The sequence below is a fragment of the Nonomuraea sp. NPDC049378 genome, from assembly GCF_055586745.1.
In genome coordinates this window covers 155298-175793 of record NZ_JBVJHP010000008.1, presented here as the reverse complement: position 1 = coordinate 175793, position 20496 = coordinate 155298, and the positions used below count along the sequence as shown (strand labels likewise).

Annotated in this window: 18 protein-coding genes; 10 read left to right on the top strand and 8 right to left on the bottom strand. The window is 72.4% G+C overall.

Annotated elements, in window-relative coordinates; genetic code table 11:
• Nucleotides 1-31: 31 nt before the first annotated feature.
• Genes ACZ6SA_RS19110 through ACZ6SA_RS19100 form a run of 3 tightly spaced genes read left to right on the top strand, consistent with a single transcriptional unit; the run spans nt 32 to nt 3447 of the window.
• Nucleotides 32-1540: a sugar ABC transporter ATP-binding protein gene (locus ACZ6SA_RS19110; protein WP_465829260.1), complete on the top strand. Its 1509-nt coding sequence runs from the start codon at nt 32-34 to the stop codon at nt 1538-1540.
• Nucleotides 1530-2492 (top strand): ABC transporter permease, encoded by a 963-nt coding sequence (locus ACZ6SA_RS19105; protein ID WP_465829258.1) that lies wholly within the window; start codon nt 1530-1532, stop codon nt 2490-2492. Before ACZ6SA_RS19110 ends, ACZ6SA_RS19105 begins: the two co-directional genes overlap by 11 nt.
• Nucleotides 2493-2505: 13 nt before the next feature.
• A complete protein-coding gene (locus ACZ6SA_RS19100) occupies nt 2506-3447 on the top strand; it encodes a D-ribose ABC transporter substrate-binding protein (RefSeq protein WP_465829256.1) in 942 nt (313 codons plus the stop codon).
• A 5-nt stretch (nt 3448-3452) separates the two neighbouring features.
• Here the strand turns inward: ACZ6SA_RS19100 and ACZ6SA_RS19095 are convergent, their stop codons facing one another.
• Nucleotides 3453-4214, bottom strand: coding sequence for an SDR family NAD(P)-dependent oxidoreductase (locus tag ACZ6SA_RS19095; protein WP_465829254.1), 762 nt, complete (start codon nt 4212-4214; stop codon nt 3453-3455).
• Nucleotides 4215-4233: 19 nt separating this feature from the next.
• Nucleotides 4234-4815, bottom strand: coding sequence for a TetR/AcrR family transcriptional regulator (locus ACZ6SA_RS19090; RefSeq protein WP_465829252.1), 582 nt, complete (start codon nt 4813-4815; stop codon nt 4234-4236).
• Nucleotides 4816-4997: 182 nt separating this feature from the next.
• On the opposite strand from ACZ6SA_RS19090, the gene ACZ6SA_RS19085 reads away from it, so the two are divergent.
• Complete coding sequence (locus tag ACZ6SA_RS19085) at nt 4998-6659, top strand: IucA/IucC family protein (protein WP_465829250.1); 1662 nt, start codon at nt 4998-5000, stop codon at nt 6657-6659.
• A 55-nt stretch (nt 6660-6714) separates the two neighbouring features.
• The gene (locus tag ACZ6SA_RS19080; protein ID WP_347647931.1) at nt 6715-7569 is read left to right on the top strand and encodes an alpha/beta fold hydrolase; all 855 of its coding nucleotides are present in this window, start codon (nt 6715-6717) and stop codon (nt 7567-7569) included.
• Here ACZ6SA_RS19080 and ACZ6SA_RS19075 read toward each other — a convergent pair.
• On the bottom strand, nt 7560-8075 hold the full coding sequence (locus ACZ6SA_RS19075) for a hypothetical protein (RefSeq protein ID WP_347647932.1): 516 nt from the start codon (nt 8073-8075) through the stop codon (nt 7560-7562). The two genes, ACZ6SA_RS19080 and ACZ6SA_RS19075, sit on opposite strands and share 10 nt — an antisense overlap.
• 36 nt (nt 8076-8111) lie before the next feature.
• On the bottom strand, nt 8112-9527 hold the full coding sequence (rfaE2, locus tag ACZ6SA_RS19070) for a D-glycero-beta-D-manno-heptose 1-phosphate adenylyltransferase (RefSeq protein ID WP_347647933.1): 1416 nt from the start codon (nt 9525-9527) through the stop codon (nt 8112-8114).
• A gap of 145 nt (nt 9528-9672) precedes the next feature.
• Here rfaE2 and ACZ6SA_RS19065 point away from each other — a divergent pair, with 145 nt between their 5' ends.
• Genes ACZ6SA_RS19065 through ACZ6SA_RS19055 form a run of 3 tightly spaced genes read left to right on the top strand, consistent with a single transcriptional unit; the run spans nt 9673 to nt 12635 of the window.
• Nucleotides 9673-10743 (top strand): glycosyltransferase family 9 protein, encoded by a 1071-nt coding sequence (locus ACZ6SA_RS19065; RefSeq protein ID WP_347647934.1) that lies wholly within the window; start codon nt 9673-9675, stop codon nt 10741-10743.
• Nucleotides 10736-11008 (top strand): hypothetical protein, encoded by a 273-nt coding sequence (locus ACZ6SA_RS19060; protein WP_347647935.1) that lies wholly within the window; start codon nt 10736-10738, stop codon nt 11006-11008. Before ACZ6SA_RS19065 ends, ACZ6SA_RS19060 begins: the two co-directional genes overlap by 8 nt.
• 28 nt (nt 11009-11036) lie before the next feature.
• Nucleotides 11037-12635: an IucA/IucC family protein gene (locus ACZ6SA_RS19055; protein WP_465829247.1), complete on the top strand. Its 1599-nt coding sequence runs from the start codon at nt 11037-11039 to the stop codon at nt 12633-12635.
• 54 nt (nt 12636-12689) lie between these two features.
• On the opposite strand, the gene ACZ6SA_RS19050 is transcribed toward ACZ6SA_RS19055, so the two are convergent.
• Nucleotides 12690-13499, bottom strand: coding sequence for a class F sortase (locus tag ACZ6SA_RS19050; protein WP_465829245.1), 810 nt, complete (start codon nt 13497-13499; stop codon nt 12690-12692).
• A 189-nt stretch (nt 13500-13688) separates the two neighbouring features.
• Between ACZ6SA_RS19050 and ACZ6SA_RS19045 the strand changes: the two genes are divergently transcribed.
• Nucleotides 13689-15095 carry a dihydrolipoyl dehydrogenase family protein gene (locus ACZ6SA_RS19045; protein ID WP_465829243.1) on the top strand — a complete coding sequence of 469 codons (1407 nt, stop codon included), beginning with the start codon at nt 13689-13691 and terminating at the stop codon, nt 15093-15095.
• Nucleotides 15096-15137: 42 nt separating this feature from the next.
• Here ACZ6SA_RS19045 and ACZ6SA_RS19040 read toward each other — a convergent pair whose 3' ends face one another.
• The 3 genes from ACZ6SA_RS19040 to ACZ6SA_RS19030 form a co-directional block, all read right to left on the bottom strand.
• Complete coding sequence (locus tag ACZ6SA_RS19040) at nt 15138-15575, bottom strand: STAS domain-containing protein (protein WP_465829241.1); 438 nt, start codon at nt 15573-15575, stop codon at nt 15138-15140.
• Between the two features lie 62 nt (nt 15576-15637).
• Entirely contained in the window at nt 15638-16645 is a 1008-nt protein-coding gene (locus tag ACZ6SA_RS19035) for a hypothetical protein (protein WP_347647940.1), read from the bottom strand.
• Complete coding sequence (locus ACZ6SA_RS19030) at nt 16642-17853, bottom strand: hypothetical protein (protein ID WP_347647941.1); 1212 nt, start codon at nt 17851-17853, stop codon at nt 16642-16644. The genes ACZ6SA_RS19035 and ACZ6SA_RS19030 overlap by 4 nt, the downstream gene beginning before the upstream one ends.
• Nucleotides 17854-18172: 319 nt before the next feature.
• Between ACZ6SA_RS19030 and ACZ6SA_RS19025 the strand changes: the two genes are divergently transcribed.
• Entirely contained in the window at nt 18173-20320 is a 2148-nt protein-coding gene (locus tag ACZ6SA_RS19025) for a transglycosylase domain-containing protein (protein WP_347647942.1), read from the top strand.
• Nucleotides 20321-20496: the final 176 nt, after the last annotated feature.

The window sequence follows — 20496 nt, the reverse complement described above, 5'->3', positions numbered from 1 at the left end:
CGTCGCTCTCCTGAGCGGAAAGGGCTCCTGTGTGAGCCACGAGATTCTCAGGGCCGAGGGGCTGCGGAAGACGTTCCCGGGCGTGGTCGCGCTCGACGGCGTCGACCTGAGCCTGCGCACCGGTGAGGTGCACGTCCTGCTGGGCGAGAACGGCGCGGGCAAGAGCACGCTGATCAAGATCCTGTCCGGGGCGTACCATCCGGACGGCGGCCGGGTGCTCATGGACGGCAGGAAGGTGCACATCCGCTCGGCGGGCGACGCGCAGCGGCTCGGCATCGCGACCATCTACCAGGAGTTCAACCTCGTCCCACAGCTCACGGTTGCGGAGAACCTGGCGCTCGGCCGTCCGCCCCGCAGGTTCGGGTTCGTGGACGTCAGGCGCATGGAGCAGCAGGCGGGCCGGCTGCTCCAACGGGTCGGCGTGGACGTGGACCCGCGCACGCCGACCGCCAGGCTCGGCATCGCCCGCATGCAGATGGTGGAGATCGCCAAGGCGCTGGCGCTGGACGCGCGCGTGCTGATCATGGACGAGCCGACCGCGGTGCTCACCACGAGCGAGGTGGCCAGGCTGTTCGCGATCGTCAGGCAGCTGCGCGACGAGGGCGTGGCCGTCGTGTTCATCACCCACCACCTGGAGGAGATCGCCGACATCGGCGACCGGGTGACCGTGCTGCGTGACGGCAAGTCCGTGGCCGAGGTGCCGGCGAACACCCGGCGGGACGAGCTGGTCGGCCTGATGGTCGGTCGGCCCATCGACCAGCAGTACCCGCGCGCTGCTCCGGATCGGCCGGCCGAGCGGGGGGAGCCGCTGCTGGAGGTGCGCGGGCTGGCCAGGCGGGGCGTGTTCGACGACGTGTCGTTCGAGGTGCGGGCCGGCGAGGTGGTCGGCATGGCGGGGCTCGTGGGGGCGGGCCGCACGGAGGTGGCGCGGGCGGTGTTCGGCGCCGACCGTTACGACTCGGGCCAGGTGTTCGTACGCGGCAGGCGGCTGCCGCCCGGCGACGTGCACGCCGCCATGGAGGCCGGGCTCGGCCTGGTCCCCGAGGACCGCAAGGCCCAGGGCCTGGTGCTGGGTGCGGACGTCGCCGAGAACCTGGGCCTGGTCACCATGCGCGACGCCACGCGGGCCGGGTTCGTGGACCGGCCGGGCCTGCGCAGGATCGCCGCCAGGGTGGCCGAGCAGCTCGGCATCCGGATGACCGGGCTGAGCCAGGAGGTGCGCACGCTCTCCGGCGGCAACCAGCAGAAGGTGGTCATCGGCAAGTGGCTGGCGGCGAACGCGAAGGTGCTCATCCTCGACGAGCCGACGCGCGGCGTCGACGTCGGGGCCAAGGTCGAGATCTACCAGCTGGTCAACGCGCTCACCGCCGCCGGCGACGCGGTGCTCATGATCTCCAGTGACCTGCCGGAGGTGCTCGGGATGAGCGACCGGATCCTCGTCATGGCGCGGGGGCGGCTCGTGGGCGAGCTGCGCGCCACCGAGGCGACGCAGGACGACGTGATGGCGCTCGCGACCATGGAGGCCTCCCATGTCCGCTGACGTGCTCCCCCGCCGCTCGCCGGCCGCCGCGTGGCTGGCCGAGAACGGCGCCGTGGTCGCGCTCGTGGTGCTGGTCGTGGCGCTGTCGCTGCTGTCGGCCGACTTCCTGAGCCTGACGAACCTGCTCAACGTCGGCGTCCAGGCCGCCGTCACGGCGATCCTGGCGTTCGGGTCGACGTTCGTGATCGTGACGGGCGGCATCGACCTGTCCGTCGGGTCCGTCGCGGCGCTGTCGGCGATCTCCCTCGCCTGGACCGCCACGTCGGCCGGGCTGCCGTGGCCGCTGGCCACTCTGCTGTCGCTCGCGGTCGGCGTCGCGTGCGGGCTGGTCAGCGCGGCTCTCATCGCGTACGGCAAGCTGCCGCCGTTCATCGCCACGCTGGCCATGCTCGGCATCGCCCGCGGCCTGGCCCTGGTCGTCTCGGAGGGCAGCCCGATCGCGATGCCCGACGCCGTGTCGGAGCTGGGCGGCACGATCGGGACCTACCTGCCGATCCCCCTGATCGTGATGGTGGTCATGGGCGTGATCGCGGCGGTGATCCTCAACAGGACCTATCCGGGCCGCGCCATGTACGCCATCGGCGGCAACGAGGAGGCCGCGCGGCTGTCGGGGATCAAGGTGGGCCGGCAGCTGCTCATCACGTACGCGCTGTCCGGGGGTTTCGCCGCGGTGGCCGGGATCGTGCTGGCCAGCCGCCTGGCCTCGGCGCAGCCGCAGGCGGCGGCGGGTTACGAGCTCGACGCGATCGCGGCCGTGGTGATCGGCGGCGCGAGCCTGTCCGGCGGGAAGGGCAGGGCGCTCGGCACGCTCGTCGGGGCGCTCATCCTGGCCGTGTTGCGCAACGGGCTGAACCTGCTGTCGGTTTCGGCGTTCTGGCAGCAGGTCGTGATCGGCGTGGTGATCGCGCTCGCGGTCCTCGTCGACACCCTGCGGCGCAGAGGAACCAACTAGGAGGGGATACATCATGCGCAGTCCCGCGATCATCATGGCCGCGGCCGTGCTCGGGCTGGCCGCGTGCGGCTCGGCCGGCGGGGGCGGGGGCGGGGGTGGCGCTCAGGACGGCGAGCTGAAGCTCGGCATGTCGGTGTCGACGCTGAACAACCCGTACTTCGTCCAGCTGCGCGACGGCGCGCAGGCCGAGGCGAAGAGGCTCGGGGCCACGCTCACCGTCACCGACGCCCAGAACGACGCGTCCCAGCAGGTGAACCAGGTCCAGAACTTCACCAGCCAGAACATGAAGGCGGTCATCATCAACCCGGTCGACTCCGACGCGGCCGCCCCGGCGGTGAAGGCGGCGGAGCGGGTGAACATCCCGGTCGTCGCGGCCGACCGCGGCGTCAACGGCGCCGAGGTCGCGCAGACGGTGGCCTCCGACAACGTGTCGGGCGGCAAGATGGCCGCGCAGGAGCTGGCCAAGCAGCTCGGCGAGAAGGGCGAGGTGGCCGTGCTCCAGGGCACGCCGGGCACGTCCGCCTCGCGCGACCGCGGCCAGGGGTTCACGCAGGGCATCGCGGCGTACCCGAACATCAAGGTCGTCGCCAAGCAGCCGGCCGACTTCGACAGGACCAAAGGGCTGGACGTCATGACCAACCTGATCCAGTCGCATCCCGGCGTCGCCGGCGTGTTCGCGGAGAACGACGAGATGGCGCTGGGCGCGATCAAGGCGCTGGGGGCCAGGGCCGGGCAGCAGGTCAAGGTGGTCGGCTTCGACGGCACGCCGGACGCGCTGAAGGCCGTGCAGGCCGGCACCATGGCCGCCACCGTCGCGCAGCAGCCCCAGCTGCTCGGCCGGCAGGCGGTGGAGGCCGCCGTGCAGGTCGCCAAGGGCGAGACGGTGCAGAAGACGGTGGCGGTGCCGGTGAAGGTGGTGACGAAGGAGAACGTCGCGGACTTCCAGGCCTCCTGAGCAGGTCAGGCGGTGGCGCCGCCGTCGATCACGTGGTCGTGGCCCACGACGAACGACGACTCGGGCGACGACAACCACAGCGCCGCGGCGGCGATCTCCTCGGGGGCCGCGACCCGGCCGATCGGCAGCGCGTCCTTCATGCGGATGTCCCGCTCCTCGGGGGTCTCGCCGGGCCGCGCGGACATGGGCGAGTCGATCGGGCCGGGGCTGAGGGCGTTGATGCGTACGCCCTCCGCGATGTATTCGAGTGCCGCCGTGCGGGTCAGGTGGCTCACGGCCGCCTTCGACGCGACATAAGCGCCGGCCCCGGGCAACCGCCAGTGGGCGCCGAGGTTGGAGGCGACGTTGACGATGACGCCGCCGCCGTGCGCGCGCATGTGAGCGATCTCGTGCTTCATCGACAGGAACACGCCCTTGAGATTGACCGCCAGCACGTCGTCCCAGACGTCCTCGTCATAGCCGGCCACCGGCGCCAGCGTGCCGAAGATCCCGGCCGCGTTGAACGCCACGTCGAGCCGCCCGAACCGCGTGACGGCCGCCTCCACCATGGCGGCGACCTCGGCGGACCTGGTGATGTCGAGCGTGAACGCCCCGGCCCGCCCCCCATCCGCCTCGATCTGCCGCACGACCTCGGCCAGCCGCGCGGGGTCGCGGCCCGCGAGCAGCACGGCCGCGCCCTCCCTCGCGTACGCCAGCGCGGCCGCACGGCCGACGACCCCGCCGGCGCCCGTGACGAGCGCGACCTTGCCTGCGAAACGTTCTGCCATTATTCCATACCAATCGTTCTTAAATGTTGATGACGTTCATCGCCTGATCGACCGCGTCACGCAGCCGCCGGCAGGGATCGGGGTCGGCCCTGCCGAGCACCCTGACGCCCTGCAGCAGCACGAGCAGGAACCTGGCCAGCGCGTGCGGGTCCTTCTCCGCGGGGATCTCGCCCTGGGCCCGCGCCCTGACGAGGGCGGCGGCGATCGCGGTCTCCAGCTCCGCCCAGCTCGCGACCACCTTCGCCGACATGGCCGCGTCGCGCGCGGCGAACTCCACGGCGGTGTTCACCACCATGCAGCCTCTTCGCAGCTCGTCGGCCAGGCATTCGGCGACGTAGGCGTCGAGGAACGCCCGGATCGCGGGCAGCGCGGGCCCCGGCTGGGCCAGCGGCCCGACGACGTCGCGCTGCGCCAGGTAGCGCTCCAGCGCCCGCAGGTAGAGCTCCCGCTTGCCGCCGAACGTGGCATAGACGCTCGCCCGCGCGACGCCCAGGTGCTCGACGAGGTCGGCCATCGACGTCGCCTCGTAGCCGCGTTCCCAGAAGAGGTCCAGCGCCTTCTGCAAAGCGACGTCCGGGTCGAACTCCTTGTTCCTCGCCATGCCGCCAAGCTAACACATTCGAGAACGATCGGTCTAGATAGAGGCACGGGACCACCGGCCGCAGAACGGACGGGAAACCGGTCGTGAGACCCCGCCGCCGGGGCAGGTGCCTGGGACCGGGCCACGGGTCCCGGGGACCCACCGGGGGATGCTTGATGAATGAACGGTAGGAGAAGCTCGCCATGGCAATCACTGACGGCCTCCTCCCGCCGGCCGGGCACGGCGAGGCAGGGGCGGACGCCGACGACCTCACGGCGACGGCGCTGCTCAACTGCCTCCTGCGCGAGGTTGCCGGGCCGTACGGCCCCGAACCCGGGGCGTACCTGCTGCCCGCGACCGGCCGCGTCCTGCGGGTCCGGAACGCGCGCCACCCGGGCAGGCCCGCCCTCCGCACGCCTGGCGGCTGGCGCGAGCTGACGCTGGCCGAGCTGGTCACGCTGGCCTCCGCCGAGCTGCGCGCCGGCACGGGGGTCGGCAACGACGCGCTGCCCGCCGAGATCCTGCACAGCCGGGACGTCACGGCGGCGCTGCTGGCCGCCAGGCGGACCGCCGCGCCGCCCGCGGACCCGTACCTGCGCTCGGAGCAGGCTCTGGTGGCGGGCCACCGCTACCATCCCGCGCCCAAGGCGCGCGGCGGGTCGGGGCCGGAGGTGTGGCTGCGGTACTCGCCGGAGGCGCACGCGAGCTTTCCCCTGCCGCTGCTCGGCGTCCCCGCCGAGGATCTGGTGGAGGAGGGTGACACCACCGGCCTCGACCTTCTCGGACGCGCGGCAGGACCCGACCTGCCCGGCACGTTCGCGGCCGGGCCCGACGGGCACGGAGGGTTCGCGGCGGCGCGGGACCGGCCCGGCGGGTTCGACGCCGGCGGCCTGGTGGCGCTGCCCGCTCACCCCTGGCAGGTGAAGTTGCTGGGCGGCCTGCGCGGCGGGCGGCTGCGCCACCTCGGGGTCACGGCGGCCGTGGCCGTGCCGACCGCGTCGATCCGCACGGTGTACCTGCCGGAGGCGGACCTGTTCTGCAAGTTCAGCCTGGACGTGCGGATCACGAACGACGTCCGCCGGCTGTGGCTGCGCGATCTGCGCCGCCTGCCCGTGGTCGCCGACGCGCTGGACCTGGCCTTCGACGACCTGCCCTGTCACCTGCCGCGCCCGGCCGTGCTGCGCGACCGGGGCTACCGCAGCGCCCGGCTGGGCTCGGACGGCGGCGAGGGGCTCGCCGCGATCGTCCGCGACGGGCTGCGCGAGCACGTTCGTCCCGGGCTGACGCCGCTGCTGTCGGCGGCGATCGCCGAGGGGTTCGCCGGCAACCCGCTCGACGGGCTGGGTGAGGAGCAGGCGCTGGCCTGGTGGGGCGCCTATCTCGACCACGTGGTGCCCCCGCTCCTGCACGCCTACCTGCGCCACGGCGTGGTGCTCGAATGCCACCTGCAGAACGTGCTGATCGCGGTGGACGGGCAGGGCATGCCCGCGCAGGCCGTCTTCCGCGATCACGAGGGCGTCAAGCTGGTCGCGGACCGGCATCCCGCGCTCGGGGACGCGCCGCTGGTGAGCCGTTCCTACGCCTGGGAGCGGCTGGTGTACTGCCTGGTGACCAACCACCTGCGAGAGATCGGCGGCTCGGTCGCGGCCCGCCATCCGGGGCTGCGCGCGGAGTTGTGGGCGCGGGCCAGGGGCGTGTTCGCCGCCGCGGGCAAGGACCACGACGATCCCGTGGAGCTGCGCGACCTGCTGTCGGCTTCGCACGTGCCGGCCAAGGCCAATCTCACGCTGCGCTGGCTGGGCGCCGACGGCGGCGACATGCGGTGCGTGCCCGTGCCCAACCCGTTGAGACTCTTTACGCCATAAGCTATTCTCGCCGGGACAATACTTTACGGCGTATCGAATCAACGAGGAGCCCGCCATGGCCAAGGCGACGTTGCACGACGGAAGCACCATCGACGTGGAGGTGCACGGCTCGGGCCCGGCCCTGCTGCTGCCCGTCGACCCGCGCCCCGTCGAGGGCGAGCAGGCCGACGAGATGCGGAAATGGGGCGCCGACCCGGCGCTCGGGCGCTCGCTCATCGACGGCCTCGGCGACGCCTTCCAGGTCATCGCCTTCGACTACCAGGGCCACGTCATGGCCACGCCCAAACCCGCCACACTCACGCCCGCCGCCATCGCGGCCGACCTGGTGGCCGTGGCCGACGCGGCGGGAGCCGAGCGGTTCGCGTACTACGGCTACTCGTGGCTGGCGGTGAGCGGGTTGCAGCTGGCGATCAGGACCGACCGGCTCTCGGCGCTCGTCATGGGCGGCTTCCCGGCGTACGGGGCGCCGTACGCGGAGATGTTGCGGGTGACGAACGCGACGTACGAGATGGCCACCGGGCAGGCGCCCCAGCCCGAGAAGACCGACAAGACCGAAACGGGCGACGCGTACGACTGGTCGTCGGCCGAGGTGGCCACCACCGAGGAGCAGACCCGGCAGTTCGTCACCCTCTACGAGGAGTTGCAGGGGTTCGACGACCGGGCCGTCCGGCTCTCCTGCCCCCGGCTCTGCTTCGCCGGCTCGGCCGACGAGATCCACTACGACGAGCGGTGGGGCGGCACGCACGTCAGCATCGGCGGCACCCTGGCCCGCCACCGGGCCGAGCTCGAAGCCCTCGGCTGGGACGTCCAGGTGCTCGACGGGCTCGACCACATGTCCGCCATGCACTCGGCGACCGTGCTGCCGATCCTGCGCCCGTGGCTGGCCGGGGCGCTCTCGGCTCACCTCTGAGGCGTGTCCTGGTACGGCCACGGCGAGGCGCCCACCACCGTCCCGTACAACAGGTGGTCGGCCAGCAGCGCGATCCGCTCCACGGCGGTGCCCTTCCTGCGCGGCAGGCCGAGGGCGGGCGCGATGGCCGTCTCGAACGCGGCCCAGACCAGCAGCCCGTAGACGGGGCCCGCCCACTTCCGGCGGCGCACGGCGCCCGGCAACAGCCCGAAGACCGCCCCGCCGACCGCCCCGTACGTCCAGTGCACCGCCTCCACCAGGGCCGGCCGGCGCCCGACCGGGATCTTGTGGAACATCCGGGGAGCGGTCCGCTCGATCACCGACTCCGGCGGCGTCCTCTCGACCAGCCCGAGCGCGGTGGTGAACTGTCTGCTGCCCGACATCGCCATGGACGCGATCGCGCCGCGGGCGGCGGCCCGCCTGACCGGCCTGCGCCGTGGCTCCGGCTTCCGCCGGGGCTCGGCTTCCGCAGGCAGGTGAGGGCGGGCCGGAAGGGTCTGTGTCATGAGCAGCCGTCTACCGAACGGCGGGGCCGCCAAACCTCAGGGCATCGCCCGCATGCGGCCGATGATGGCGGTGGACGACCGGTCGCGGACGTAACCGAGCACGCGCACCTCGCCGCCCAGCGAGCGCACCAGCGGGGCCTCCGCGAGCATCTCGGGGGTGTAGTCGCCGCCCTTGACGTAGATCTCGGGCCGGATCATCCTGAGCAGCCGCTCCGGCGTGTCCTCGTCGAACTCGGTCACGTAGTCGACGTCGTTCAGCGCCGCCAGCACCGACATGCGGTCCTCGCACGGGTTGACCGGGCGTCCCGGGCCCTTCAGCCGGGCCACGCCCGCGTCGCTGTTGACGGCCACCACGAGCACGTCGCCGAGCCGCCCCGCCTCCTCCAGGTAGCTCACGTGCCCCCGGTGCAGCACGTCGAAGCAGCCGTTGGTGAACACCACCCGCTCGCCCCTGCGCCGGTGCTCGTCCAGCAGCTGGGCGAGGCTCTCCGCCGTCTGGACCGTCCCCTCGTGGCGGCGCAGCGCGCGCATCAGCTCGTGGCGGGTGCAGACGGCCGTCCCCTGGCGCCGTACGACGACGCCGGCCGCTGCCTGGCCCGCCTCCGCGGCCTCCTCGGGCGAGGCCCCGCCCGCCAGCCAGAGAGCGAACGCGGCGGTGTAGGTGTCGCCCGCGCCCGTCGCCATGTGCTGCGGCGCGGGCCTGGCGTAGGTCCGGTACGGCGGCAGGCCGCGCCTGTGCAGCAGCGTGCCCTCCCCGTCCAGCGTGGTGACCACGACCCCGGCCCTGGTCAGCTCCAGCAGCCGTTCCGACCGGGCCGCCAGGTACGCCGGCCGGTCGCCGGGCTCCACACCGTCGTCGAGCAGGCGTACGACCTCGGCGAAGTTCGGGAGCACCGCGGCCGGCGCGCACTCCCGCCACGCCGCCACCGCGTGCGCGTCCACCACCAGCAGGGGCGCCCCGGCGAGCGCCCGGCGCACGGCCGGGGTGAACACGCCGCCTCCGTAGTCGCACGCGACGACCACGTCGGCCCCCGCCATGGCGCCGGCCAGCCGACCGAGCAGCCGCCGCTCCGCGTGGCCGGGGATGCCGTCGAGGTCCTCCTCGTCGTAGCGCGCGGTGAGCTGGCCGCTGGTGACCAGCCGCCGCTTGTGCGCGGTACGCCGCCCCGGCACCGTCTGCAGGTCCGTCCCGACGCCGCGCAGCTGGAGCGAGCGCACCAGGGTCTCGCCGCACTCGTCGTCGCCCACGACGCCGACGAGCCGGACGCGGGCGCCCAGCGCCACCAGGTTGGCGGCGGTGTTGGCGGCGCCGCCCGGCGCGACCACGGTGGTCTCCAGGCTCATCACGGGCACCGGCGCCTCCTGCGCCAGGCGCTTGGCCGAGCCGTACAGCCACGAGTCGAGCATGACGTCGCCGACCACCGCGGCGCTGATGACCCGCTCTGTGCCCATGAGAGGCGCATACCAGCAAAAGGCCAGGTCAAACCCGCGATGGAGTATTTAGGCGGGTGTTACGGGCATGACGTCTCGGGGTAGCCAGGCGGCTATGCACCACCCTTCACACCAAGCGCCCGGCAGCCCCCGTACGGGAGGCGCCATGACGGCGCTGGTCGGCGGGGTGGAACGGATCGCGGTGCTGCGGGCCAACGCCCTCGGCGACTTCCTGCTGGCCGTCCCGGCGCTGGAGGCGCTCAAGCGGGCCTACCCCGGCGCGCACCTGACGCTGCTGGGCATGCCGTGGCACGCCGCGTTCCTGGCGGGACGGCCGGGGCCCGTGGACGACGTGGTGGCGCTGCCGCCGATCTCGGGCGTGTCCACGGTCGAGCCCGGGCACGCCGCGCCCGACAAGCTGTGCGAGCGGCTGCGCAGGCGCCGGTTCGACCTGGCGGTGCAGATCCACGGCGGTGGCCGCTACTCCAACCCGTTCGTCCGCCGGCTGGACGCCAGGGTGAGCGCGGGGATGCGCGCCCCCGGCGCCGAGCGGCTGGACCGCTGGGTGCCGTACACCGACTACCACCACGAGACGCTGCGCTTCCTGCAGGTCGCCGCGCTGGTCGGCGGGGTCGCGGACGGGCTGGAGCCGCGGCTGGCGCTCACCGCGGCCGACCGCGCCGAGGCGACGGAACTGCTGGGCGAGCCGCCGCCCGGGCTGGTGGCCGTGCATCCGGGCGCGCGCGACCCGCGACGGCGCTGGCCTGTGGAACGGTTCGCCGAGGTCGCCGACCGGCTGGGCAGGCCGGTCGTGGTGACGGGCACCCGCGAGGAGGAGGACCTGGTGCTGGGCGTGGTCGAGGCGATCCGGCGGCCCGCCGTCGCCGTCGTCGGCGCGCTCGGCATCGGCGGGCTGGCCGCGCTGTACGAGCGCTGCGACCTGCTGGTGTCCAACGACACGGGCCCGCGCCACCTGGCCGCCGCCGTCGGCACGCCCACCGTCGGCGTCTACTGGTGCGGCAACCTCATCAACGCCGGGCCGCTGAGCAGGACCCGGCACCGCCCGCTGATCTCCTGGACCACGGCCTGCCCGCAGTGCGGCGCGAGCGGCGTGGACCCGGCCGCGGAGCGCTGCCCGCACGACCGGTCGTGGGTGCGCGACGTCTCGGTCGAGATGGTGATGGAACAGGCGGAGGATCTGCTCGCCGGACCTACAGGAGATGACACCGATGACTGACCACGCCGTGCGCGACGAACTGCAGCAGGCCATCGACGAGGCGTTCCGCGGCCGGGACCGGGTGGCGATGCGGGAGGTGTACTCGGCGGTGTCCCAGCACGTGAATCTGCCCGCCGACCTGCTCACCCACCTCAACGAGCTGCCCGAGGGCGACTACAGCAGGCAGCGGCTCGCCCGGGCCATCAACGAGGTCATCACGCGCAGGGGCGAGCAGGAGAGCCTCGGGCTCCTCGACGTGCCCACGGGGGCGGAACCTGGCGCGTGAACGGAACCCTCCGGGTAGCCAGGAGGACATGACGCGAAACGCGCGGGCGGCGGAGGCCGCGTTCGAGGCGGAGCTGGCCGTCGTGCGTCCGGAGCTCTCAGCGGGCTACGCCGCCGCCCTGCCTGGCGCCCGAGCCGCCGTGCTGGGCCGCCTGTGGCGCAGCCTGCTGTACGAACCCCTGCCCGGCCTCGCACGGCCGGCGGGCTTCGCGGACGGGCGCCAGGGCGGGCAGGTGTGCGTGGCGCTGGCGGACGGGCGGCGGTTGCGGGGGCGGGCGCGGCTGCCGTACGACCTCGGAGGCGAGCCGGCTCTCTGGCTGGACGGCCGGCCGTACACGCACCCCGCCGAGCTTTTGGCCGCGCTCGCCCTGCCCGGCACCACCCGGCTGGTCCACGACCTGGACAACAGCGTCGCCTCGCTGGCCCTGTCCCGCGCCGCCGCCACCGCCCGGGCCGGCCCCGACGGCCCGAACACGCCGGAGGACTACGAGCAGAGCGTGGTCGACGGGCATCCCTACCATCCGGGTTGCCGCAACCGCCCCGGCGTCTCCGTGGCCGAGCAGCTCGCGTACATGCCGGAGCACCGCACCACCGTCGCCCTCGACCTGGTCGCGCTGCCCGCCGCCGCGTGCCTGGTGACGGGGTCGTGGCCGGCCGCGCTCGTGGACGGCGACCGGCTCCTGCTCCCCCTGCACCCCTGGCAGACCCGCCATGTCCTGCCCGGCCTGGGCCTACGCCCGTACGCCACGGGGGCGATCCCGGCCCGGCCGCTGACGTCCGTACGCACCCTCGCCCCCGTGGACGGCGGCCCGCACGTGAAGACGGCGTTCAGCACCCGGATGACCTCCAGCGTCAGGGACATCTCCCCCGGTTCCGTCCGGGACTGCGTCCCGCTGTCGCGCCTGCTCGCCGCCCTGTCGGGGCGGCGGGGCGGGCGTCCCGCCGTCGCCGGCTACCTGGCGGGGGCCGCCGCGAGGGTCGACGGCGAGCACAGCGCCGACGTGTCGGCCATGCTGCGGGAGCCCACACCGCGCGCCGGCGCGGAGACGGTGCTGCCCGTGGCGGCGATCACCCGCGAGATGGTCCGCGACCCCGTCGCGTGGCTGGCGGCGTTCGCCCGCCTGGCGTCGGAGGACCTGCTCGGCATGCTCGCCCTGGGCGTGGCGCTGGAGGCGCACGGCCAGAACCTGCTGGTCGCGCTCGACCGTGACGGCCTGCCGTACCGGCTGATCTACCGGGACCTGGCCGACGTCAGGATCAGCCCCGCCCGGCTCGCCCGCAACGGGATCGAGACCCCGCCCGTCAGCCCCAGGCTGCTCACCGACGACCCGGACGTGCTGCACGGCAAGCTGCTCGGCTCGCTCGTCGGCACCACGTTCGGCAGCCTGGTCGCGCTGCTCGGGCGGCGCGACCGCGCCACGGAGGCGACGTTGTGGGACGTCGTGGCCGCGGCCGCGCGCAGGGCGTTCGACGAGCTGCCCGGCACGCCCGACGCGCACGCCGACCGCGACGCCGTGTTCGGCGCGCACCTCACGGTGAAGGCCCACCTGCTCGCCCAGCTCGACGACGCGCCGCCCGGCGACCGGTGGGCCATCCTGCCCAACCCGCTGGCAGGGGGCCCGTCATAGAACGTCGTAGGTCAGGTGGTCGCCCGGCCGAGCCGCGCCTACGCGGTTCCGACCTCAGTACGCGAAGACGAATGCGGGCCAGGACAACCGGTGTGCCGCCGGGAAACCGGCTCCCCTGCGGCACACCGGCGACGCCCGTCCGCGGGCGAACACGATCACGTTGTCCCGGTAGCTGCGGCGGGCGCGGTCGAACGTACCGCCGCACGTGATCAGGCGCAGCTCGGCGCCCGCACCTCCGTGATAGACCTCCTTGTCCGGTACCCGGCTCTTCGGATAGCGGGTCACGCGGCCGACCACGAACGTGACCGTGCTGCCGTCTGCCCGGTCCACGTGCACCCGGTCGCCCTTGCGCAGGTGGCGCAGGCGGTAGAACACGGCGGGACCGGTGGTGGAGTCGACGTGCCCGGCGACGACGGCCACGCCCCGCTCGCCCGGCTCCGGCCCTGCCTCGTTCCAGCCCACCCTGTCGAAGGCCTTGGGGGCGACCAGGCGGCGCTCGGCGTCCAGGCGCAACGGGATCATCTTGGTGGAGAGCTTGATGGCGGGGACGCGCAACCGTACGGGCGCGGCCGACTCAGCGGTCCTGCCGGCGTCCGCGCCCGCCGCGGTCCCGCCCATCCCGGTGTCGACCCCGCCACGCGGAGCCGCACCGTCATCATCGTCGTCGTCACGGGCCAGCCCGCCAAGACCCGTGTCCACGCCCCCACGGGGTGCGCCGTCGTCATCGTCATCGTCGTCGGCCGAGGACATCGTGAGGGTGGTGGGGACGGCCGCCTGGGCGGGGGCGGTCACGAAGATCGTGCCGGCGCCCAGCCCGAGCGTGAGCGAGATCGCGAGCAGGGCCCGCCGTAACTCCTGAGCCATGGGAAAGCCTCCTGACGTGCTCCCGCGGTTCCTCCGCGGCTGCCTTCAGGCTCTCGGCCGGCGGTTGGACCACCATGAGTGCCAGATGAAAGGCCTCTCACCCCGGCGACGGGCCGGGAGGTTCCCGGTAATAGGCGCACGGACGTGAAAGAGTTTCCCCACGTCCGAATCGAGTGCTTGGGAGGCAAGGTGGCTGACGAGTTCGACGTCGTCGTGATCGGCGCCGGTCCCGCCGGTGAGAACGTCGTGGACCGGGCCGTGCGCGGCGGCCTCACGGCCGCGATCGTCGAGGAGCGGCTGGCGGGCGGGGAGTGCTCCTACTGGGCGTGCGTGCCGAGCAAGGCGCTGCTGCGGCCGGTCGATCTGGCGGGCGAGGTGGCGCGGGTGCCCGGCATGGAGCTCGGGCCCATCGACGCGGCGGCGGTGCTGGCCCGTCGTGACGAGACCGTCGGCCATTTCGACGACTCCGGCCAGGTGGGGTGGATCGAGGGCGTGCCGGCCGAGTTCGTCCGCGGGCGCGGCAGGCTCGACGGTCCGAGGCGGGTGCGCGTCGCCCTGGCGGACGGCGGCGAGCGGCTGCTGACGGCCCACCAGGCCGTCGTGGTGGCGACGGGCAGTACGCCCGCCGTGCCTCCCGTGCCCGGGCTGGCCGAGGCGAATGCGTGGACCAGCCACGAGGTGACCGCGACCAGCGTGATCCCCGAGCGGCTCGTGGTGCTCGGCGGCGGGGTCGTGGCCTGCGAGATGGCGCAGGCGATGCACGGCCTGGGCGCCCGGCAGACCACCCTGCTGGTACGCGGCGACGGGCTGCTGGGCAGGATGGAGCCGTTCGCCGGTGAGCTGCTCGCCCGGTCGTTCGCGGACGCGGGAATCACCGTGCGCACCGGCACCCAGGTCAGCCGGGTCGAGCGGCCGGAGCCGGACGGGAAGGTGACGGTGCACCTGCCCGAGGGGCCCGTGCTGGAGGCGGACGAGCTGCTGGTGGCCACGGGACGCCGACCCGCCGTCCGCGACGTGGGGCTCGGCACGGTGGGCCTGCCCGACAACGTCCCGATCGAGGTCGACGACAGCATGCGCGCGACCGGGGTCTCCGATGGCTGGCTGTACGCCGTGGGCGACGTCAACGGGCGCGCGCTGCTCACGCACATGGGCAAGTACCAGGCCAGGGTCTGCGGTGACGTGATCGCCGCGCGGGCCCGCGGTGAGGAGTTGCCCGCGATGCGCGACCTGGCGGGCGGTTACGGCGCGCCGCAGGTGGTGTTCACCGATCCGCAGATCTGCGCGGTCGGCCGTACCGAGGCCGTGGCCCGCGCGGACGGCTTCCGGGTGCGCGTCGTCGACTACGACATGGGCTCGGTCACCGGTGCCTATCTCCTGGGCGACGGCTACCGCGGCCAGGCCAGGGCCGTCGTCGACGAGGACAGGAAGGTGCTGCTCGGCGTCACGTTCGCCGGGCCGGGGGCGGCCGAGTTGCTGCATGCCGCCACGATCGCCGTCACCGCCGAGGTGCCGCTCGACCGCCTCTGGCACGCGGTGCCGTCCTTCCCGACGGTCAGCGAGGTGTGGCTGCGGCTCCTGGAGGCGTACGGGCTCTGAACGTGACGCACGTGGCGGGCTCCGCCGTCCGCGCGGAGCCGCTCAGCGGCGATCGTCTCGCCCGGCGTCCCTGGTGATCACGCGTGGTGAGGCCCGCCCTGGCGACCCGTCCTGCGCCTGCACCATCAGCTCCGCCACGACCTGGTCGACGCTGTCGGCCAGTTCCACGTGCGACAGCAGGTCCGTCAGCCGCAGCACCGACAGCAGGTGCTGGTCCGGCTGGACGAGGATGATCCGGCCGCCGCTGCGCTCCTCCTCCATCCGCTGCATGGCCATCGCGAGCACCCCGATGACCGACGAGTCGTAGAAGTCCAGGTCGTGCAGGTCGAGCACGAGCACGGGCCCCTGCGACCAGTCCCACACGGACGTGATGCAGGCGCTGAACCTGACCCTGCCCTCGTGGTCGAGCTCACCGCCGGCGCGCATGACCGTGCAGTGCACGTATCGTGTGGCTTCGATTCGCAATCCACGCTCGGTCATCCATACAGACTGCCCTCAGCACGGCGTTTTCACGGAAGATCTGGCATTTTCCATTGATCCGGTCAGTGCGAGATGCCTGACTCCAGGGTCGTCAGCACGCCGCGTCCGGAGGCGACGAAGACCAGCAGCGGCGAGGTCGTCGGGCTGGCCAGCTCCAGCTCCGTCACGTTGCCGCAGGGCCGCTGCTCGAACTCGACCGCCTCGCCGTCCCTGACGCTGAGCACCCGATCCACCCTGGGCGCCGCCGAGCCGAGCAGCTTCTTGGTGGCGTGCCGCAGCCAGCGCAGCTCGCTGTTCACCCGCCGCCACGACGCGGGGATGAGGCTGGCCGGCTCGGCCTTGGTGCCGAGCCTCAGGGTGATGCGGCCGGTCGCGCCGAAGGTGTCCTTCAGCACGGGGTTGACGACGAACATGCCCGACCGCAGCACGCGTACGCCCTGCCGGTTGAGGTTGGCCAGCCCGCCGGCGCTGATCAGCGTCGACAGCTCGCAGCGGGAGCCGTCGAGCGTGTCCGGGTCGAAGTCCACCTCCGGCGGCTCGTCCAGCACGACCTTGTCGAGGCGCACGCCGGCCACCCCGTCGGGGGCGACGCGCCCGGACACGATGCGGCGCACCTCCTCGCCGACGCCGTCGCCCTCCATGATGTCGAGCGCCTCGATGCAGACGAGGCCGTCGTCGGGGATCTCCTCGGCCGCGAGGTCGAAGGCCACCTTGGCGTGCGACCGCCGGCCTTTCAGCAGGAGGCACTGGCGCAGCCGCCCCTGGGAGCGGATCTGCACGAGCCGCGTGAGCGGGCCGCCTGGCACGGGTTTTCCTGTGTGCCAGCCGCTCACCGACCGGTCGTCGGCCGACAGCGTCAGCAGTACCCGCAGCGGGCGTCCCTGCGCGGCCACCTTGAAACCGGCCAGCCCCGAGGTCTCGAATCTGCCGACGATGTGGCTGCCCCTGTGCAGCCGGTCGGTCACCTGAAGCGAGGGAACTTGCCCGCTGAGCAGGTGCACGGGTGGTATCGCGGGCAGGATCACCTGGTCGAGGTCGGTGTCGGTGTCGGATCCTGTGCTGCTGGTCATCGGATGCTCCTCTCGGGGGTGATGGTGGTGGCCAGCGCTGCCGGGTCGTGGAAGTCGAATCGGGTGAGCACGGGCTCGCGCCGATCCCACATGCGGGCGACGGCACGGTAGAGGGGGTCGCCGTCGCGCTCGACGTACCGGAGGTTGACGGCGAGGGCTCGGGCGTAGTCCTCAGTGCCGTGCTCCCAGTGCGGCAGGAGCTGGGTGGGGACGTCGGAGCCGCAGCGGCGCAGCCAGAGCCACAGGCGGGCGCGCTCGCGCTGCTCGGGGCCGAGGAACGACTCGCCCTTGGCGTGCCTGCCGATGGCCTCCTCCAGCAGGCCGCGGTGGTCCGCGGGCGAGCGGGCCAGATAGGTGGCGCCGCAGGCGCTGCCCTCCGACCAGCCTGCCTGGATGACGGGGATGCCGAAGGCGGGCAGGTCGCTGTCCCTGAAGGTGACGCCCACGTCCGTCACGCTCCACAGCATGTTGGTGGACAGGGCGCCGGTCACACATTTCATCCGGGAATGGCCGTTCGCGACGGGGTCGAGGAACAGCCAGTTCGCGGACTCGTCGGACGCGGCGAACTCCGCCGTCGCGTCGTACAGCTCGGTGTCCTGTCCCGGGGTGTGGCCGAACACGGCGATCGTCGGCCGGTCGGCGTCGATGCCCAGGCGGGAGCAGCCGTAGTAGCGGAGCTGGCGGCGCTCGGTGTCCGTACGGAGCTGGTATCCGCTCTTCGCCCGCCATGCGACCCGCTCGGCCCCGGGCCTGATCGTCTTCCTGTGCGGCCACACGTGCCGCTCGAAGAACGCGCCGACCCTGGCGGGCAGCTCGTCGAAGAAGGAGCACGGGCCCTGGTCGGGGAACATCGTGTACGCCTTCAGCGAGCCGGTGCCGTGGACGTGCACGACCGGGATCTCCCTGGTCACCGAGCGGTCGGCGCGGCTGGTGACGAGCGCGAGGGGTGGCAGCTCCGGCTGGACGTCGCCGGCGGCGCCGAACGCCTCCGCGAGGCGCCGCCACTCGGGGCCGGTCAGCACGACCAGCCGCGCCGGGATCAGGTCGCACACGGCCCTCGCGACCAGCAGCGTGCGCGTCACGACCCGGATGTCGTCGTCGTACGCCTCTGCCACGACGCAGCCGTCGCCGCCGGGAGTGTCGCCCCAATATGACCTGGCGGCCGAGAGCAGACGGTCGAAGTCCGCGCTATGTCCGACACCACGCATAAGACTCCTCCACCAAGGCCAGCAGGAAACGCCCTGGCCGACGTTGCCAGACGGGTGGCAGGGGACCCGCCAGACAACACGCTTCTTTGCCCTCGGCTGGGGGAAATCGGCCGATCGCGAGGAGAAAGATCGCCACAGCCCGCACAGGGGCCCCATGCAGCACGAACGTCAGATATACCTACAGACACGGGAAAACCGGCCGCGCCGCCCGAACAAACTCCCGTCTCACAGGGTCCAAGGTTTTACATAGAACACGTCATGGCTGGGTTTAGGATGCACCCGAATGCCAAGAGGGGGAGGTATTACCAGCATGTCCCGTATGTCGAGTATCGCGCGCCTGACCGGTGCGGCGGTGGCTGCAGGTGTGGTGACCGCGGCCATCGCGCTGCCGGCGGTCGGAGGCACGGGAGCGATGTTCGTCTCGGCATCGGAGGAGCTCGGCATCAAGCCCGAGGAGCTCAAGGAGCCCCCGCTCGCGGAGAAGACGACGGTGCTCGACGCCAAGGGCAACCAGATCGCGCAGTTCTACGAGGAATATCGCGAGAACGTCAAGCTCGCCGACGTGGCCGAAATCATGAAGACGGCCATCATCTCGATCGAGGACTTCCGCTTCTACGAGCACGGCGCGATCGACATCGAGGGCACCCTGCGCGCCCTGGCCAAGAACCTCAGCTCCGGCGGCATCGCCCAGGGCGGCTCGTCCATCACCCAGCAGTACGTCAAGCAGGTGCTGCTCAACTCGGCGACCACCGAGAAGGAGAAGAACGCGGCGCTCGAGGCCAGCTACGCGCGCAAGCTCAGGGAGCTGCGCTACGCGATGGCGGTCGAGGAGAAGTACACCAAGGACCAGATCCTCGAGAAATATCTCAACATCGCCTACTTCGGGGCCGGCGCCTACGGCGTCGAGGCGGCGGCCAAGCGCTTCTTCGGAGTCGACGCGACCAGCCTGAACCTGGTGCAGTCCGCCACCCTGGCCGGCGCGGTGCAGGACCCCAACGCGACCGACCCCAACCTCGGCAGGGAACAGCGCGAGCGGCTGCTGCACCGGCGCAACGTGGTGCTCGACAGGATGGCCGAGCTGGGCAAGATCACGCCCGCGCAGGCCAAGGAGGCCAAGGCCGAGAAGCTCGGCTTCGACAAGGGCCAGCCGCTGCCCGGCGGCTGCGGGGCCAGCGCCTACCCCTACTTCTGCATGTACGTGCGCAACGAGATCCTCAGCAACAAGATCTTCGGTGCGACGAAGAAGGCCAGGACCCAGTTCCTCAACCGGGGCGGCCTGACGATCCAGACGACGCTCGACCCGAAGATGCAGAAGGCCGCCGACCGGGCCATCAGGAAGCACGTGCACGCGTCGGACAAGGCGGTCGCCTCCGAAGCCCTGGTGGAGCCGGGCACGGGCGCGATCAAGGCGATGGCCGCAAGCCGCAAGTACGGCGACAACAAGCGCAAGAACGAGATGTCGTACAACGTGGTCGCCGACGCGGTGCACGGCGGCGGCACCGGCTTCCAGGCGGGCTCGACGTTCAAGGTCTTCACGCTGCTCACCGCCCTCAAGGAGGGCATGAAGATCCACGACGGGGTCTCCACCGGCAGCGGTTACCGCGCGCCCTACTACTCCTCGTTCAAGAACTGCAAGGGCGAGAACATCGGCGACCCCTCCCACACCGTCACCAACGCCGAGGGGGGCGGCGGCGGCTTCAAGTCGCTGGCCACCGGCACCTGGGGCTCGGTGAACACCTTCTTCGTGGCGCTGGAGCAGAAGGTCGGGCTGTGCGACACGGTCAAGACGGCCAAGTCGCTGGGCATCAAGCGCTCCGACGGGCTGCCGCTGACGGAGTTCGAGACGTTCACGCTCGGCACCAACGAGATGGACCCGGTGACCGTGGCCACCGCCTACGCGGCGATCGGCGCCCGGGGCAAATACTGCAAGCCCATGGCCATCAGCAAGATCACCGACCGGTACGGCAAGACGAAGACGTACCAGCCCGAGTGCAAGCAGGCGTTGGATCCAGAGGTCGCGGACGCCGCGTCGTACATCCTGGAGGGGGTCTTCACCAAGGGCACGATGCGCGGCGTCGGCGGCATCGGCCGCCCGGCGGGCGGTAAGACCGGCACCACGGACGACCAGGCCGCCGCCTGGTTCGCCGGGTTCACCCCCGATCTGGCGGGGGCGGTCAGCATCGGTGACACGCGGGGCGCGCAGAAGCACAAGCTCAACGGCGTCACCATCGGCGGCCGCTACTACAGCTCGGTCTTCGGGGCCTCGATCCCCGGGCCGATCTGGAAGGACACCATGCTCCTGGCGCTGAAGGGCGTGCCGGAGACCGAGTTCCACCCGATGAACACCTCGCGTTTCGGCGGTTGCGGCTCGAGCTGCCAGCCCTCGCGGTCCGACCGGTCGGAGCCGGACTCCGGCGACGATGTCACCGATCCGGAGCTGGACGACGCGGACGTCGGCCTCGGGTGACCCCATAGGGAGGGGCCGTAAATGCCTGAACGGGCCGTCGGAAATCCGGCGGCCCGGGAGGCTTCCACGGCTACCGGCATGCCTGGCCGATCGATCCGGAGCGCGTCCGTACAGCAGGACGCACTCCTTGCAAAGGCCCTATTAACAGCGGCGAAACATTGGTAACGTGGGAGCGC